The 15,582-nt window shown below is 60.4% G+C and carries 16 protein-coding genes; 10 read left to right on the top strand and 6 right to left on the bottom strand.

Annotated features, from left to right (window positions below; translation table 11 throughout):
- Window positions 1-150, bottom strand: a 150-nt coding sequence (locus K7431_RS06040; protein WP_442081246.1) for a helix-turn-helix domain-containing protein, incomplete at its 3' end; no start/stop codon positions are given.
- A gap of 109 nt (window positions 151-259) precedes the next feature.
- A complete protein-coding gene (locus K7431_RS06035; RefSeq protein ID WP_043206040.1) occupies window positions 260-754 on the bottom strand; it encodes a transporter substrate-binding domain-containing protein in 495 nt (164 codons plus the stop codon).
- A gap of 135 nt (window positions 755-889) precedes the next feature.
- Here K7431_RS06035 and K7431_RS06030 point away from each other — a divergent pair, with 135 nt between their 5' ends.
- A complete protein-coding gene (locus tag K7431_RS06030; protein WP_015886402.1) occupies window positions 890-1,330 on the top strand; it encodes a DUF4399 domain-containing protein in 441 nt (146 codons plus the stop codon).
- Between the two features lie 64 nt (window positions 1,331-1,394).
- On the opposite strand, the gene serA is transcribed toward K7431_RS06030, so the two are convergent.
- On the bottom strand, window positions 1,395-2,624 hold the full coding sequence (gene serA / locus K7431_RS06025) for a phosphoglycerate dehydrogenase (RefSeq protein WP_003176761.1): 1,230 nt from the start codon (window positions 2,622-2,624) through the stop codon (window positions 1,395-1,397).
- Between the two features lie 204 nt (window positions 2,625-2,828).
- Between serA and K7431_RS06020 the strand changes: the two genes are divergently transcribed.
- The 4 genes from K7431_RS06020 (at window position 2,829) to K7431_RS06005 (ending at window position 7,120) form a co-directional block, all read left to right on the top strand.
- A complete protein-coding gene (locus K7431_RS06020) occupies window positions 2,829-4,223 on the top strand; it encodes an FAD-binding oxidoreductase (RefSeq protein WP_015886401.1) in 1,395 nt (464 codons plus the stop codon).
- A 21-nt stretch (window positions 4,224-4,244) separates the two neighbouring features.
- The gene (locus tag K7431_RS06015) at window positions 4,245-4,910 is read left to right on the top strand and encodes a fumarylacetoacetate hydrolase family protein (RefSeq protein WP_015886400.1); all 666 of its coding nucleotides are present in this window, start codon (window positions 4,245-4,247) and stop codon (window positions 4,908-4,910) included.
- 248 nt (window positions 4,911-5,158) lie between these two features.
- A complete protein-coding gene (locus tag K7431_RS06010; protein WP_015886399.1) occupies window positions 5,159-6,085 on the top strand; it encodes an SdiA-regulated domain-containing protein in 927 nt (308 codons plus the stop codon).
- 120 nt (window positions 6,086-6,205) lie between these two features.
- Complete coding sequence (locus K7431_RS06005; RefSeq protein WP_015886398.1) at window positions 6,206-7,120, top strand: SdiA-regulated domain-containing protein; 915 nt, start codon at window positions 6,206-6,208, stop codon at window positions 7,118-7,120.
- A gap of 27 nt (window positions 7,121-7,147) precedes the next feature.
- Here K7431_RS06005 and rpiA read toward each other — a convergent pair whose 3' ends face one another.
- Window positions 7,148-7,819 carry a ribose-5-phosphate isomerase RpiA gene (gene rpiA, locus K7431_RS06000; protein WP_015886397.1) on the bottom strand — a complete coding sequence of 224 codons (672 nt, stop codon included), beginning with the start codon at window positions 7,817-7,819 and terminating at the stop codon, window positions 7,148-7,150.
- A 136-nt stretch (window positions 7,820-7,955) separates the two neighbouring features.
- Here rpiA and ilvA point away from each other — a divergent pair, with 136 nt between their 5' ends.
- Window positions 7,956-9,470 (top strand): threonine ammonia-lyase, biosynthetic, encoded by a 1,515-nt coding sequence (gene ilvA / locus K7431_RS05995; protein ID WP_015886396.1) that lies wholly within the window; start codon window positions 7,956-7,958, stop codon window positions 9,468-9,470.
- Window positions 9,471-9,510: 40 nt separating this feature from the next.
- A complete protein-coding gene (locus tag K7431_RS05990; RefSeq protein ID WP_015886395.1) occupies window positions 9,511-9,924 on the top strand; it encodes a DUF2269 family protein in 414 nt (137 codons plus the stop codon).
- 102 nt (window positions 9,925-10,026) lie between these two features.
- Here the strand turns inward: K7431_RS05990 and K7431_RS05985 are convergent, their stop codons facing one another.
- Window positions 10,027-10,683, bottom strand: coding sequence for an HAD family hydrolase (locus tag K7431_RS05985; RefSeq protein ID WP_015886394.1), 657 nt, complete (start codon window positions 10,681-10,683; stop codon window positions 10,027-10,029).
- Window positions 10,684-10,826: 143 nt separating this feature from the next.
- Between K7431_RS05985 and K7431_RS05980 the strand changes: the two genes are divergently transcribed.
- Complete coding sequence (locus K7431_RS05980) at window positions 10,827-11,306, top strand: RNA pyrophosphohydrolase (RefSeq protein ID WP_003176750.1); 480 nt, start codon at window positions 10,827-10,829, stop codon at window positions 11,304-11,306.
- A 22-nt stretch (window positions 11,307-11,328) separates the two neighbouring features.
- Window positions 11,329-13,608, top strand: coding sequence for a phosphoenolpyruvate--protein phosphotransferase (gene ptsP, locus K7431_RS05975; protein WP_015886393.1), 2,280 nt, complete (start codon window positions 11,329-11,331; stop codon window positions 13,606-13,608).
- A 275-nt stretch (window positions 13,609-13,883) separates the two neighbouring features.
- Here ptsP and K7431_RS05970 read toward each other — a convergent pair whose 3' ends face one another.
- Window positions 13,884-14,630, bottom strand: a complete 747-nt coding sequence (locus K7431_RS05970) for an NRDE family protein (protein ID WP_015886392.1) — start codon at window positions 14,628-14,630, stop codon at window positions 13,884-13,886.
- 121 nt (window positions 14,631-14,751) lie between these two features.
- Here K7431_RS05970 and K7431_RS05965 point away from each other — a divergent pair, with 121 nt between their 5' ends.
- Entirely contained in the window at window positions 14,752-15,534 is a 783-nt protein-coding gene (locus K7431_RS05965) for a sulfite exporter TauE/SafE family protein (protein ID WP_015886391.1), read from the top strand.
- Window positions 15,535-15,582 lie beyond the last annotated feature (48 nt).

Genomic DNA, 15,582 nt, shown 5'->3' with positions numbered 1-15,582 from the left:
ATCGCCGTTATGCCGAGAAATCCATTTGTCTACGGTCGGTCGACTGACACCGAAGCGGCGGGCCAGCTGGCTTTTCGTGAAATTACCCGAAAGCCAGTCAGCAACCAGCTTGATTCGTTGGTTCATGGGGGACTCTTGGTTCCAGGGCATGATCAGTTACCTCCTGATCATGCGTATTAACCTGTAAACCATGTCCCCGGTTAGAAATGTAAACGATGTCCCCGGTTTGTACAGGAGCAAGCCCCCTCCCACCGTTGATCTACTGTGCCTTGGCTACCGGTGTGTCGCCTTCAAGCCACTTGTGCGCCAATGCCTTTAATCGGCCATCCGCCTTCAAGCGTTGCAACGCCTTGTCCAGGCTCGCCTTGAACGCCGGATTACCCTTCTGGAACGGGATCGTCAGCTCAGGCTTCTCGTTGTAAGGCTCACTGAAATCGAACCGATCCTGCAGCTCGGCAGTCATAGCGATATGGTTGATGGCCACGTCGTACTTGCCGGTTTCCACCCCCGGCAGCAGGTCGGTGTCATCGGTGGTGATAAACGAGGGGCGCACGTCCATCTCCTGGGCCAGTTGCTCACCCAGCTCCACTTCGAAGCCGGTCAGTTTGTCGCCTTGCTTGAAGTTGAACGGCGGGGTGTTGGCTTCAACGGCGATGCGCAGTTCGCCACGGTCGAACACATCATCGACCAGTTCGGCATGCGCCAAAGGGCTCAGAAGGGGAAGCAGCAGTAACAGGCCAGGCGAAAAGCGCATGGTCACTCCTAAAGAATTCGAATGTGCGAGGACGCCGTTCAGCCTCGCTTTGCTATGGTGTTGAGTGCCTTGGACCGCAATTTGTCGCGAAGTTGTCATAACCCTACAGATTTCATAGAAAAACTGGAGAAGCGAATGAAAGCCCTTTTGTCCCGTGCAACGATTGCCAGCCTGCTGCTGGGTGCTTCGATGTTGGCTACCGCCGCCGACGGCATCCCGCGCAGTGCTCCACCTGAAGGCGCCAAAGTATTCATCGTGTCGCCAAAAGACGGCGCCACCGTCGACAAGACCTTCACCGTCAAATTCGGCATGGAAGGCCTGAAGCTGGCCCCGGCTACCAGCCAGGATCCAGGCACCGGTCACCACCATCTGCTGGTCGACCAGAAAGAACTGCCTGACGCCGGCGTGCCGATCCCCGCCACCGACACCGTGATCCACTACGGTAAGGCCCAGACCGAAACCGAGCTGACCCTCACCCCAGGCAAACACACGCTGCAACTGGTTGCCGGCGACAAACTGCACATGCAGTTCAACCCGACTGTAGCCTCAAAAGTGATCACGGTTAACGTCAAGTAAGATTTGTTCAGATGAAAAAAAGGGAGCCCCGAGGGGCTCCCTTTTTCGTGGTGCGATCGAAACCTTAGAACAACACGCGGCTACGAATCGTGCCGTTGATGTGCTGCAGCTTCTCTTGCGCCAGGTCCGAGTATTCGGCGTCGACGTCGATCACCACGTAGCCGACTTTCTCGTTGGTCTGCAGGAACTGACCGGAGATGTTGATGCCGTTTTCCGCGAAGACCTTGTTGATCTCCATCATCACGCCAGGGATGTTCTGGTGGATGTGCAGCAGACGGTGCTTGCCAGGGTGAGCCGGCAGGGCCACTTCCGGGAAGTTGACGGACGAGACCGACGTACCGTTGTCGCTGTACTTGACCAGCTTCTCCGACACTTCCAGGCCGATGTTGGCTTGGGCTTCAGCGGTGGAACCACCGATGTGCGGGGTCAGGATCACGTTGTCCAGGCCACGCAGCGGGCTTTCGAAGATGTCGTCGTTGGAGCGTGGCTCTACCGGGAACACGTCGATGGCGGCGCCGATCAGGTGCTTGTCCTTGATCGCGTCGGCCAGGGCGTCCAGCTCGACCACAGTGCCGCGTGCCGCGTTGATCAGGATGCCGCCTTTCTTGATGGCGCGGATTTCCTTCTCGCCGATCATCCACTGGGTCTCAGCGGTTTCCGGAACGTGCAGGGTCACGATGTCGGACATCCCCAGCAGCTCGGTCAGGCTCGACACTTGCGTGGCGTTGCCCAGCGGCAGCTTGGTCAGGGTGTCGTAGAAGAACACCTGCATGCCCAGGCCTTCCGCCAGGACCGACAGTTGCGTACCGATCGAACCGTAACCGACGATACCCAGCTTCTTGCCGCGGATTTCGAAGGAGTTGGCCGCGCTTTTGATCCAGCCGCCACGGTGGCAGGAAGCGTTCTTCTCAGGAATGCCGCGCAGCAGCAGGATAGCCTCGGCCAGCACCAGTTCCGCAACGGAGCGGGTGTTGGAGTACGGTGCGTTGAACACCGCGATGCCGCGCTCGCGCGCTGCGTTGAGGTCGACCTGGTTGGTGCCGATGCAGAAACAGCCGACCGCCACGAGTTTCTTGGCGTGATCGAAGATCTCTTCGGTCAGCTGAGTGCGGGAGCGAATGCCGATAAAGTGCGCGTCGGCGATCTTTTCCTTGAGCTGGGCTTCCGGCAGAGAACTGGTGATGTACTCAATGCTGGTGTACCCGGCGGCTTTCAGAACGTCGACAGCCGATGGGTGGACGCCTTCCAGAAGAAGGAACTTGATCTTGCTCTTATCGAGAGAAGTCTTGCTCATCTGCGTAAACCTGTATCCCGGAGAAAAATGGCAGGGAATCGAGCAGCGCAAGCTGACCCGGACGGCAGGAAAGCCGTCACCGCAGAAACGCCCTTGGGCTCTGTCCTGCGGGGGCGGTATGCTAGCATACGCGCCCCGCTAACACTCATTCCTGCGACGTGAAGCGTTCTCAGGATGACCATGAATTGTTCGAGAGTTCTGTCGATGACCCATCCTGCCCTGATTGATGAGCTAAAGACCCTGGTTGAGCCCGGCAAAGTGCTGACCGATGCCGACTCCCTGGAGGCTTACGGCAAGGATTGGACCAAGCATTTCGCACCCGCGCCGACCGCCATCGTCTTCCCCAAGACGACCGAGCAGGTGCAAGCCATTGTTCGTTGGGCCAATGCACACAAGGTGGCGCTGGTGCCGTCGGGTGGTCGTACCGGCCTGTCGGCGGCGGCAGTGGCGGCCAATGGTGAAGTGGTCGTCTCGTTCGACTATATGAACCAGATCCTCGACGTGAACCTCACCGACCGCACCGCCGTGTGCCAGCCGGGCGTGGTTACCAAGCAATTGCAGAACGTCGCTGAAGAAAAAGGCCTGTACTACCCGGTGGACTTCGCGTCGTCGGGCTCCAGCCAGATTGGCGGCAATATCGGTACCAATGCCGGCGGGATCAAGGTCATTCGCTACGGCATGACTCGCAACTGGGTGGCCGGCATGAAGGTCGTCACCGGCAAGGGCGACGTACTGGAGCTGAACCGCGACCTGATCAAGAACGCCACCGGCTATGACATGCGCCAGCTGTTCATCGGTGCCGAAGGCACCCTGGGCTTTGTGGTCGAAGCCACCATGCGCCTGGACCGCGCGCCGAAAAACCTTACTGCGATGGTGCTCGGCACCACCGATTTCGACTCGATCATGCCGGTGCTGCACGCGTTCCAGAGCAAACTGGACCTGACCGCCTTTGAATTCTTCTCTGACAAGGCCCTGGCCAAGGTCATGGGCCGTGGCGACGTGCCAGCGCCGTTCGACACCGAGTGCCCGTTCTACGCGCTGCTGGAGTTCGAAGCCACCACCGAAGAAGTCGCCAACCACGCGCTGGAAACCTTCGAGCACTGTGTGGAGCAGGGCTGGGTGCTGGACGGCGTGATGAGCCAGAGCGAAACCCAGCTGCACAACCTGTGGAAACTGCGCGAGTACATCTCCGAGACCATTTCCCACTGGACCCCTTACAAGAACGACATCTCGGTGACTGTCTCCAAAGTCCCAGGGTTTTTGAAAGAAATCGACGCGATCGTCGGCGAACACTACCCGGATTTCGAAATCGTGTGGTTCGGCCACATCGGCGACGGCAACCTGCACCTGAACATCCTCAAGCCGGAAAACCTGAGCAAGGATGAGTTCTTCGCCAAGTGCGCCACCGTGAACAAGTGGGTATTTGAAACCGTCCAGAAGTACAACGGTTCCATCTCGGCCGAGCACGGTGTGGGCATGACCAAGCGTGATTACCTGACCTACAGCCGCTCGCCGGTTGAAATCGAATACATGAAGGCCGTCAAAGCGGTGTTCGACCCTAACGGGATCATGAACCCCGGCAAGATCTTCGCTGTTTAACCGCCCTTAAGGAGTCGTTCCATGAGCTACCAGCACAAGTATGTCGACGGCACCAACATCCACTTTCCGGTCGGTAAAGTGGTGTGTATCGGGCGTAACTACGCCGAACACGCCAAGGAACTGGACAACCCGGTGCCGACCGAACCGTTGCTGTTCATTAAGCCGGGCAGCTGTGTGGTGCCGCTGGAAGGTGGTTTCAGCATCCCTACCGAGCGCGGTTCGGTGCACTACGAAGCGGAAATCGCGGTATTGATCGGCAAGCCGTTGTCGAACAAGCCCAGCCGTGAAGAAGTGTTGGACGCCATCTCCGGCTTCGCCCCGGCCCTGGACCTGACCTTGCGCGACAAGCAGGCCGAGCTGAAAGCCAAGGGCCTGCCGTGGGAAATCGCCAAGTCGTTCGACGGTGCGGCGGTGATTGCGCCGTTCGTAGTGGGCAGCACTTTCCAGGACGTGACCGATATCGGTATCCGCCTGAGCATCAACGGCGAAGTGCGCCAGGACGGTAACAGCGCGCAGATGCTCAACCCGATCATCCCGATGATCCAGCACATGGCCGGCTGCTTCTCGCTGCAGGCGGGCGATGTGATCCTCACCGGCACCCCGGCCGGCGTGGGCCCGCTGAATGTGGGTGATGAGCTGGTGTTGGAGCTGTCGGGCCAGAATCGCTTTGAAAGCTTTGTTCGTTAAGCGCTGACAAAACGCGGTCAAAATTGTGGGAGGGGGCTTGCCCCCGATGCGGAGTGTCAGTCACTGGAAATATTGACTGATCCACTGTAATCGGGGGCAAGCCCCCTCCCACCTTTATTTGTGTGTCGCCGCAAAATCCAAGTTTTTGCATTTTTTTCACACCCCATCCGGATAATCCTCTGCCTCAAGCGCGCGGGTCCGTTGTTCCTGTGCTATCACCTAACGCTGACTTTCCGGAAAAGTGCCCAATGGCCGTGCCCCTGCCTACCGTCACCCCTAAGCTGCGTTCCCGTTTTGCCCTGCGCTGGTATTCCTGGGTGTTTCTCGCCGGGGCGATTGTGTACGGCATCGCCTGGGCCATGCACTGGGATGATCGCGGTGTGCTGTGGGTGCTGGAACGTTTCGAAACCACCGCTGAGCGCCAGGAAAGCGTGTGGTTGCCGGACTACCACGCAGTCATCGACGCCAAGTTGCTACCGGGTATGGAGAAGGACGAGGCCTCGGACCTGGCCTATAACCCCCAGACCAAGACGCTGTTCTCGGTCATGGGCAAAAACCCGTTTCTCGTCGAGCTGACCTTGCAAGGTGATGTGCTGCGCAAGATGCCGCTCAACGGATGGAACAACCCCGAAGGGCTGACAATGATGGAAAACGGCCTGATGGCCGTGGTCGACGAGCGCCAGCATAGCCTGACCATCGTCAAGGTCGACGCTGCCACCACGGCGCTGAACAAGGCCGACTTCCCAAGTTATGACCTGGGCCCGTCCAAGGACCAGAACAAGGCCTTTGAAGCGATCACCTGGGATAAGCGTAACCAGCAATTGGTCCTGGGCGAAGAGCGCCCGCCTGCCCTGTTTACCTGGAAAAGCGATGGCAGCCAGACCCTGGCGGGTAACAAGGTGAAGCTGACCAACACCGAACTGGACATGCGCAACCTCTCGGCACTGGCGGTCGACCCGCGCACCGGGCATCTACTGGTGTTGTCGGCCGACTCCCATCTGCTGCTGGAGCTGGACGAGAGGGGTGAGCAAGTCAGCTTCATGACCTTGCTGGGCGGTTTCAATGGCCTGAAAGACACCATTCCGCGTGCCGAGGGCGTGACCATGGACGACGACGGCACGCTCTACATGGTCAGTGAACCCAACCTGTTCTATCGCTTCGAAAAGCAGAAATAACAACTGATTACGTCAGATATGTCGCTGTGTGCGGCATTCGCCAGACATCAGGGCGCGTTTAAGTTTAAATTCAGACAGGCGTGATATTCATTCGCCACTTTTGACTTTGAGCCCGCCCCGATGCGTCGACTAGCCCGCCCCAAACCCCTGTTCTCTATTCTTGTGTTGATCGCGCTGATCTGCGCCGGGGCCGTTGCGCAGCACTTTCGCCTGTTCGAGCGTGCCTGGTTCAACTGGCAGGCGTGGCGTCAGCCGACGAATGAGCGCTCCATCGGCTTGGCGGATTACCGTGTGGCGCTGGAGGCCCAAGTGATCGAAGGGCTCGATGACGATGTGTCGGCCCTGACCTACGACCCGGTGCGCAAAAGCCTGTTTACCGTTACCAATAAAAACGCCGAGCTGATCGAGTTGTCCCTTGAGGGCAAGATCCTGCGGCGTATTCCCTTGGTGGGCTTCGGCGATGCCGAGGCGGTGGAATTTATCAGCGACAACATTTATGTCATCAGCGATGAGCGCCAGCAGCGGCTGATCAAGGTGCATGTGGACGACGACACCCAATTCCTCGATGCCGCCGATGCGGAACAGATGACGCTGGGCCTGCACGTGGGGGGCAACAAGGGCTTTGAAGGCCTGGCCTATGACTCGGTGGGCAAGCGCCTGTTCGTGGCCAAGGAGCGCGACCCGATGCTGATCTACGAGGTCCACGGCTTCCCGCATTTCAAACCGGAAAAAACCTACTCGGTGCACGTGATCAACAACCCCAAGCGCGATGCCGGGCTGTTTGTACGTGACCTGTCGAGCCTGCAATACGATGAGCGCAGCGGCCATTTGCTGGCGCTGTCGGATGAGTCGTTCCTAGTGCTGGAACTGGATATCGACGGTCGCCCGCTAAGCAGTCTGTCACTGCTGAACGGGCGCCATGGCCTGACGAAGCGGGTGCCGCAGGCCGAAGGGATCGCCATGGATGACGAGGGCACGTTGTACCTCGTCAGCGAGCCGAACCTGTTCTACGTCTTCAAGAAACCCAGTCCCTGAAAACACTGCATGACTAATGGGGTGTTCTCAGGCCTTGAGGGTTTTCACGCCTTCAGAGGTGCCGAGCAACAGCACATCCGCCGGGCGCGCCGCGAACAAGCCGTTGGTGACCACGCCGACGATCGCGTTGATCTGCGTCTCCAGCTCTACCGGGTTGGTGATCTGCAGGTTGAACACGTCGATGATGATGTTGCCGTTGTCGGTCAACACGCCTTCGCGGTACACCGGGTCGCCGCCCAGTTTCACCAGCTCGCGGGCCACGTGGCTGCGGGCCATCGGGATCACTTCCACCGGCAGCGGGAACGCGCCGAGGACCGGCACCAGCTTGCTGGCGTCGGCGATGCAGATAAAGGTCTTGGCCACGGCCGCGACGATCTTCTCGCGGGTCAGGGCTGCGCCGCCGCCTTTGATCAGGTTCAGGTGTTCGTCGCTTTCATCGGCGCCGTCGACGTAGAACTCCAGGTCGCTCACGGTGTTGAGCTCATACACCGGAATGCCGTGGCCCTTGAGGCGAGCGGCGGTGGCTTCGGAGCTGGCCACGGCGCCGTCGAACGCGCCCTTGTGCTGGGCCAGCGCATCGATAAAGCAGTTGGCGGTGGAGCCGGTGCCGACACCGACGATGCTTTTGTCGTCGAGTTTAGGAAGGATTAAATCGACGGCGGCCTGGGCCACTGCCTGTTTGAGTTGATCCTGGGTCATGCGGGCTCCGGAACGGGCGGGGAGTAAAGAGGGGCGCGAGTATAACCCAACAAAACCTCTGGATTCGTGTGGTCGCCCGCCCAAACGCTGGGTTAGACTCCTTGGCCCTGCCCAACTCGCCCAGTGATTTCCGCCGATGCTTGAACAGTACGTCAAAAAGATCCTCACCTCGCGCGTTTACGACGTTGCCGTAGAAACCCCGTTGCAGACCGCTCGCCAGCTCTCCGAGCGGCTGGGCAACAAGGTCTGGCTCAAGCGCGAAGACTTGCAGCCGGTGTTCTCGTTCAAGATTCGCGGCGCCTATAACAAGCTGACGCAGCTGACCGCTGAAGAGCGTGCGCGTGGCGTGGTCACCGCATCGGCGGGCAACCATGCGCAGGGCCTGGCCCTGGCGGCGAAGGTGCTGGGGGTGAAAGCCACCATCGTGATGCCCAAGACCACCCCCGAGATCAAGGTCGAAGGCGTGCGCTCCCGTGGCGGCAAAGTGGTGCTGCATGGCGACTCCTTCCCGGAAGCCCTGGCCTACTCGCTGAAACTGGTCGACGAAAAAGGCTACGTCTACATCCACCCCTACGACGATCCGCACACCATTGCCGGGCAGGGCACCGTGGCGATGGAAATCCTGCGCCAGCACCCAGGGCCACTGGACGCGATTTTCGTACCGGTGGGCGGCGGCGGGCTGATTGCCGGTATCGCGGCCTACGTGAAGTACCTGCGCCCGGAGATCAAGGTCATCGGCGTCGAGCCGGACGACTCCAACTGCCTGCAAGCCGCCATGGCCGCGGGCGAGCGCGTGGTACTGCCGACCGTGGGCCTGTTTGCCGATGGCGTGGCGGTGGCGCAGATCGGCCAGCATACCTTCGACATCTGCAAGCACTATGTGGATGAAGTGATTACCGTGAGCACCGATGAAATCTGTGCGGCGATTAAGGACATCTACGACGACACCCGTTCCATCACCGAGCCGGCGGGGGCATTGGGTGTGGCCGGGATCAAGAAATACGTGGAAACCCGTGGTGTGACCGGCCAGACCCTAGTGGCCATCGACTCCGGCGCCAACGTCAACTTCGACCGCCTGCGCCATGTGGCCGAGCGCGCCGAGTTGGGTGAAGGCCGCGAAGCCATCATCGCCGTGACCATTCCCGAGAAGCCCGGCAGCTTCAAGGCGTTCTGCGAAGCCGTGGGCAAGCGCCAGATTACCGAATTCAACTACCGCTACCACTCCGGCAGCGAGGCGCACATTTTCGTCGGCGTGCAGACTCATCCGGAAACCGACCCGCGCAGTGCACTGATCGCCAGCCTCACGAGCCAGGGTTTCCCGGTGCTGGACCTGACCGAGAACGAACTGGCCAAGTTGCACATCCGTCATATGGTCGGCGGGCACGCGGCCAAAGTCAGTGACGAAGTGGTGTTGCGTTTCGAATTCCCGGAGCGTCCGGGCGCCTTGTTCAACTTTCTTAACAAATTGGGCGGGCGCTGGAACATCTCGATGTTCCACTATCGCAACCACGGCGCAGCCGATGGCCGTGTGGTCGCCGGCCTGCAAGTGCCGGCGGACGAGCGTCACCTGGTACCGGCAGCCCTGGAAGCCATTGGCTACCCATACTGGGATGAAAGCGATAACCCGGCCTACACACTGTTCCTCGGTTGAGCGACTACGCTGACGGGGCGACCTTTAAGGAAAACGACACATGGAAACCCTGACTACCTTGAAAGTTATCCACGTTGCAGCCACCGTGTTGCTGCTGCTCAGCGGCCTGGGGCTGGCGTTGCTGGCCTGGCGCAAACGCAGCGCCGGCCCGGCGGTGACCGTGCAGCGCCCGTGGGCATTCGTCTGGTTGTTGATGGGGATTTGCGTGGTGAGCATGCCGTTTACCGGCTGGTGGCTGGCGCATCTGATCGGCTGGCCGCTGGGGCAGACGTGGATCCTGGGGTCCAGCCTCCTCTATACCGTGGCGGCGCTGGCATGGTTCTGGCTGGTGGCACGGCTTAATCGCTTGCGCAAAGGCGAGGGCGGTAGCTTGAACTTCACGTTGGTGCTGGCGGTGGTCAGTCTGGTGGGGTTTGTGGCGATTGCGGGGCTCATGGGTGCAAAGCCGGTTTGAGGCTTTAGACCGAGTCGCCTGCATCGGGGGCAAGCCCCCTCCCACATTTTGACCGTGTGAACCCGATCAAGTGTGGGAGGGGGCTTGCCCCCGATAGGGCCATCAGCTGCGCAACGTAATCACCGGCCAACCACGCTTCTCGGCTTCGGCCCGCAGATTTGGATCCGGATCCACCGCCACCGGGTGCGTCACCTGCTCCAGCAACGGCAAATCATTCATCGAATCGCTGTAAAAGTAGCTGTCTTCCAGGCTGTACCCGGTTTCTTCCAGCCAGCGGTTCAAGCGCGTCACCTTGCCCTCACGAAAGCACGGTACGTCGGTGCTGCGTCCGGTGTAGCGACCATTTTCCATCTCGCACTCGGTGGCGATCAGGGTTTCGACGCCCAGGCGTGCGGCAATTGGCGCGGTGACGAAACGGTTGGTGGCGGTGATGATCACCAGGGTGTCACCGGCGGCGCGGTGTTTGGCCAGCAGTTCCAGGGCCAGGGGCAGCACGATCGGCTCGATGCAGTCGCGCATATAGTCGTTGTGCCACTCGTCCAGCTGGGCCATTTCGGTGCGGCCAAGGATTTCCAGGCAGAAGTTCAGGTAGGCGGCGTTGTCCAGCGTGCCGGCCAGGTAGTCCTGGTAGAACTCGTCGTTGCGGGCCTTGTAGGCCACCGGGTCGAGAATCCCGCGTTCACATAGGTAATCGCCCCAGGCGTGGTCGCTGTCACCGCCGAGAAGGGTGTTGTCCAAGTCGAATAAAGCCAGGCGCATTGCAGTTACTCGCTGAAAAGTCTGTAAAAAGGCGTCCAGAATACGGTCTTTTCACAAGAGTGCACATAAGGTAAGAAGCCTCGTTGCCGCTTCATCAACCTTTGTGGAACAATGCGGCGACATGCGTTTGCGAGGTTGTTGCCGTGATCGACCCCGATGGTTTCCGTCCTAATGTCGGGATTATTCTTACGAATGATGCCGGACAGGTGCTATGGGCTCGCCGAATCAACCAAGATGCCTGGCAGTTTCCTCAAGGCGGAATCAACCCCGACGAAACCCCTGAAGACGCCTTGTACCGTGAGTTGAATGAAGAAGTCGGCCTTGAGCGTGAAGATGTACAAATTCTGGCCTGTACCCGTGGCTGGTTGCGCTATCGTTTGCCGCAACGCCTGGTGCGTACCCACAGCCAACCGCTGTGCATCGGCCAGAAGCAGAAATGGTTTCTCCTGCGCCTGATCTCCAACGAGCAGCGGGTGCGGATGGATTTGACCGGTAAACCGGAGTTCGATGGCTGGCGCTGGGTCAGCTATTGGTACCCGTTGGGCCAGGTGGTGACATTCAAGCGCGAAGTTTATCGTCGCGCTCTCAAAGAGCTTGCCCCGCGCCTTTTAGCGCGCGACTGACGACGGAGTTCGACCCCGAGCCATGCTCAATACGCTGCGCAAGATCGTCCAGGAAGTTAACTCCGCCAAGGATCTCAAGGCGGCGTTGGGGATTATTGTGTTGCGCGTCAAGGAAGCCATGGGCAGCCAGGTCTGCTCGGTTTACCTGCTGGACCCCGAGACCAACCGTTTTGTGCTGATGGCCACCGAGGGCTTGAACAAGCGCTCTATCGGTAAGGTCAGCATGGCGCCCAATGAGGGTCTGGTGGGCCTGGTGGGGACGCGTGAAGAACCCCTGAACCTTGAACACGCGGCCGATCACCCGCGTTACCGCTACTTTGCCGAAACCGGTGAAGAGCGTTACGCCTCGTTCCTCGGCGCACCGATCATTCACCACCGCCGCGTCGTCGGCGTGTTGGTCATCCAGCAAAAAGAGCGCCGCCAGTTCGACGAAGGTGAAGAAGCCTTCCTCGTGACCATGAGTGCGCAGCTCGCTGGCGTGATTGCCCACGCCGAAGCCACCGGCTCGATTCGCGGCCTGGGGCGCCAGGGCAAGGGCATCCAGGAAGCCAAGTTCGTCGGCGTACCGGGTTCGCCGGGTGCGGCGGTCGGTACTGCGGTGGTCATGCTGCCGCCGGCCGACCTCGATGTGGTGCCGGACAAGACCGTCCATGACATCGACGCTGAAATCAAACTGTTCAAGACCGCCCTGGAAGGCGTACGCGCCGACATGCGCAACCTGTCGACCAAGCTGGCCACCCAGTTGCGCCCCGAAGAGCGTGCGCTGTTCGACGTGTACCAGATGATGCTCGACGACGCGTCGCTGGGTAATGAAGTCAAGACCGTGATCAAGACCGGCCAGTGGGCCCAGGGCGCATTGCGCCAGGTGGTCACCGATCACGTCAACCGTTTCGAACTGATGGACGACGCCTACCTGCGCGAACGCGCCTCGGATGTGCGTGACCTCGGTCGCCGTCTGCTGGCGTACCTGCAGGAAGACCGCACCACTAACCTGGTCTACCCCGACAACACCATCCTGATCAGTGAAGAACTGACCGCCACCATGCTTGGCGAAGTGCCGGAAGGCAAGCTGGTCGGCCTGGTGTCGGTATTGGGTTCGGGTAACTCCCACGTCGCGATCCTGGCCCGTGCCATGGGTATCCCGACGGTGATGGGCCTGGTGGACCTGCCGTATTCCAAAGTCGACGGCATCGACATGATTGTCGATGGCCACCGCGGCGAAGTGTTTACCAACCCCAGCGAAGTGATGCGCAAGCAGTACGCCGAAGTGGTTGAAGAAGAGAAGCAACTGGCGCTGGGCCTCGATTCATTGCGCGAGCTGCCGTGCGTGACCACCGATGGCCACCGTGTGCCACTGCTGGTAAATACCGGCCTGCTGGCCGACGTGGCCCGTGCGCAACAGCGCGGCGCAGAAGGGGTGGGGCTGTACCGCACCGAAGTGCCGTTCATGATCAACCAGCGTTTTCCGAGTGAGAAGGAGCAGCTGGCGATTTATCGCGAGCAACTGCAAGCCTTCCACCCGTTGCCGGTGACCATGCGCAGCCTGGACATCGGCGGCGACAAGTCACTGTCGTACTTCCCGATTAAAGAGGACAACCCGTTCCTCGGCTGGCGCGGTATCCGCGTCACCCTCGACCACCCTGAAATTTTCCTCGTACAGACCCGCGCCATGCTCAAGGCCAGCGAAGGCCTGAACAACCTGCGCATTTTGCTGCCGATGATTTCCGGTACCCATGAACTGGAAGAGGCGCTGCACCTGATCCACCGTGCCTGGGGCGAAGTACGCGACGAAGGCGCCGACGTGCCGATGCCGCCGATTGGCGTGATGATCGAAATCCCGGCGGCGGTGTACCAGGCCAAGGAGCTGGCGCGGCAGGTGGACTTCCTGTCGGTGGGTTCCAACGACCTGACCCAGTACCTGCTGGCCGTGGACCGTAACAACCCACGGGTGGCCGACCTCTACGACTACCTGCACCCGGCGGTGCTGCAAGCCCTGCAACACGTGGTGCGCGACGCCCATGCCGAAGGCAAGCCGGTGAGCATCTGCGGTGAAATGGCCGGCGACCCGGCGGCGGCGGTGCTGTTGATGGCTATGGGCTTTGACAGCCTGTCGATGAACGCCACCAACTTGCCGAAGGTGAAGTGGATGCTGCGCCAGGTTGAACTGAGCATGGCCAAGGATCTGCTGGCGGAACTGATGACCATCGACAACCCGCAAGTTATCCACAGCTCGCTGCAGTTGGCGCTGAAGAATTTGGGGCTGACACGGATGATCAACCCCGCCTCCGCAAAAACCCTCTAATTTCAGCCGGTCGGCTTTTGTAGTGAGCGGGCTTGCCCCGCGCTGGGTGGCGAAGCCGCCCCAATACAAGCGCCACATGCTTTCAGATAGAACCGTTTGGGGGTTCTGCCTCCGCAAAAACCCTCTGATTTCAGGCGGTCGGCTTTTGTAGTGAGCGGGCTTGCCCCGCGCTGGGCTGCGAAGCGGCCCTAATACAAGCGCCGCATGCTTTCAGATAGAACCGGTTAGCGGGTTGTGGGGCGGCTTCGCCACCCAGCGCGGGGCAAGCCCGCTCACTACAGGAGGAGTTCTACCTCGCCCAGTCTGCCGCCATGCGGTCCAAAACTACGCTCCACCATCCGCCGCGTCCCGTCGGCATTCACAATCAGCGCCGTACTCGCCCGCGTCCCGTAACTCGGGCTGGCAATAAACACGCTGGATAAAAGGCTTTCCGTCGCCAATCCCACCCCTGTATCTGGCAGGTCCGCAAACGGCGCCGTCTGTGGATCACTTAAAATCCCCAGTAACGCCTCCGGCTGCGGGTCCCCAAGTAGTTCGCTCAACGCCGCCTTGGCCTTGAGCAACTTAGGCCACGGCGTATCCAACCCTGCATTGGATAACCCGTACACCCCAGCCTTCAACCGCGTCGGCTCGGTATGGTTGGCGTTGTAATGCCACAACTCATCCCGCGTGCCCACCAGCAGGTTGAATCCTGCATATTCAATCGAACGGCCATTAACGTCGGCCAAATAGTCCTCAATCGGCAGTGATCCGTTGAGAAAACGCGCCACCAGTTCCCCTCGGGACTTGCGTGCCGGCGGCTGGTGGGGATCGCGGATATTGGTCAGGGCGGCAAAACGCCCATCGGCATTCACACCCAGCCAAGTGCCCCCCGCTTCCTGGTCGCGACCGGCGTAGACATCGGGCGCATCCGGCCACTGGGCCAGCGGCAGGCTGGGGCGGGCGTAGAACTCATCGCGGTTGGCCGCAACGATCAGCGGCTGGGCATGGTCCGGCCGCCAGGCGAAAACAATCAGGCACATCAGGCGATCCCTTTTGTGTTTTTTTGCCACTCTACCCACACCGGCTGCAGCGTTCCATCGTATCCAGTTGGGTCGCATGCCTTCCATCCGTTAACATGCCGGACTTGGTTGGGGGGCTCCCATGGAATTTCTGCTGTATTTGCTGCTTGGCGCCTGTGCGGGCGTGCTCGCCGGGCTATTCGGCGTGGGCGGCGGGATTATCATCGTGCCGGTGCTGGTGTTCAGCTTCACCTTGCAGGGCTTCGACCCGCAGGTGCTGACCCACCTGGCCGTGGGCACGTCCCTGGCAACAATCATCTTTACCTCGGTGAACGCGGTGCGTGAGCACCACCGACGTGGCGCGGTGCGTTGGCCGATCTTCGTGTGGATGACCGTGGGCATCCTGCTCGGCGCCGGCTTTGGTGCGCTGACTGCCGAAGCGATTTCCGGCCCGCACCTGCAGAAGATCATTGGCGTGTTCGCCCTGCTGGTGGCCGTGCAGTTGGCCTTGGAGGTCAAGCCCAAAGCCAGCCGGACGGTGCCGGGCAAGGTCGGCCTGACCCTGGCGGGCACGGTGATTGGCTGGGCCTCGGCGATTTTCGGGATTGGCGGCGGCTCGCTGACCGTGCCGTTCCTGACCTGGCGCAGCGTGCCGATGCAGCAAGCGGTGGCCACCTCATCGGCCTGTGGCCTGCCGATTGCGCTGGCCAGCGCTTTAAGTTTCATGATTCTGGGCTGGCATGACCCACTGTTGCCCGCTCATAGTCTAGGGTTCGTGTATTTGCCGGCACTGTTGGGCATTGCCCTGACCAGCATGGTGTTTGCCCGCTTCGGCGCACGCCTGGCACATCGGTTGTCGCCGCGTTTGCTCAAGCGGTTGTTCGCCGGGTTGCTGTTCTGCGTCGGCATAAACTTTTTGCTTTAAACAACTTGAGTAATGCAGGCTTAATCGCGCCCCGGCATGGTCCGGCGC

Origin of the sequence: Pseudomonas fluorescens group sp. (genome assembly GCF_020093335.1) — a bacterium.
GTDB classification, from domain to species: Bacteria; Pseudomonadota; Gammaproteobacteria; order Pseudomonadales; family Pseudomonadaceae; genus Aquipseudomonas; species Aquipseudomonas petroselini.
Note: the sequence above shows the minus strand (reverse complement) of the source record. Positions and strands in the feature narration are given on the sequence as shown.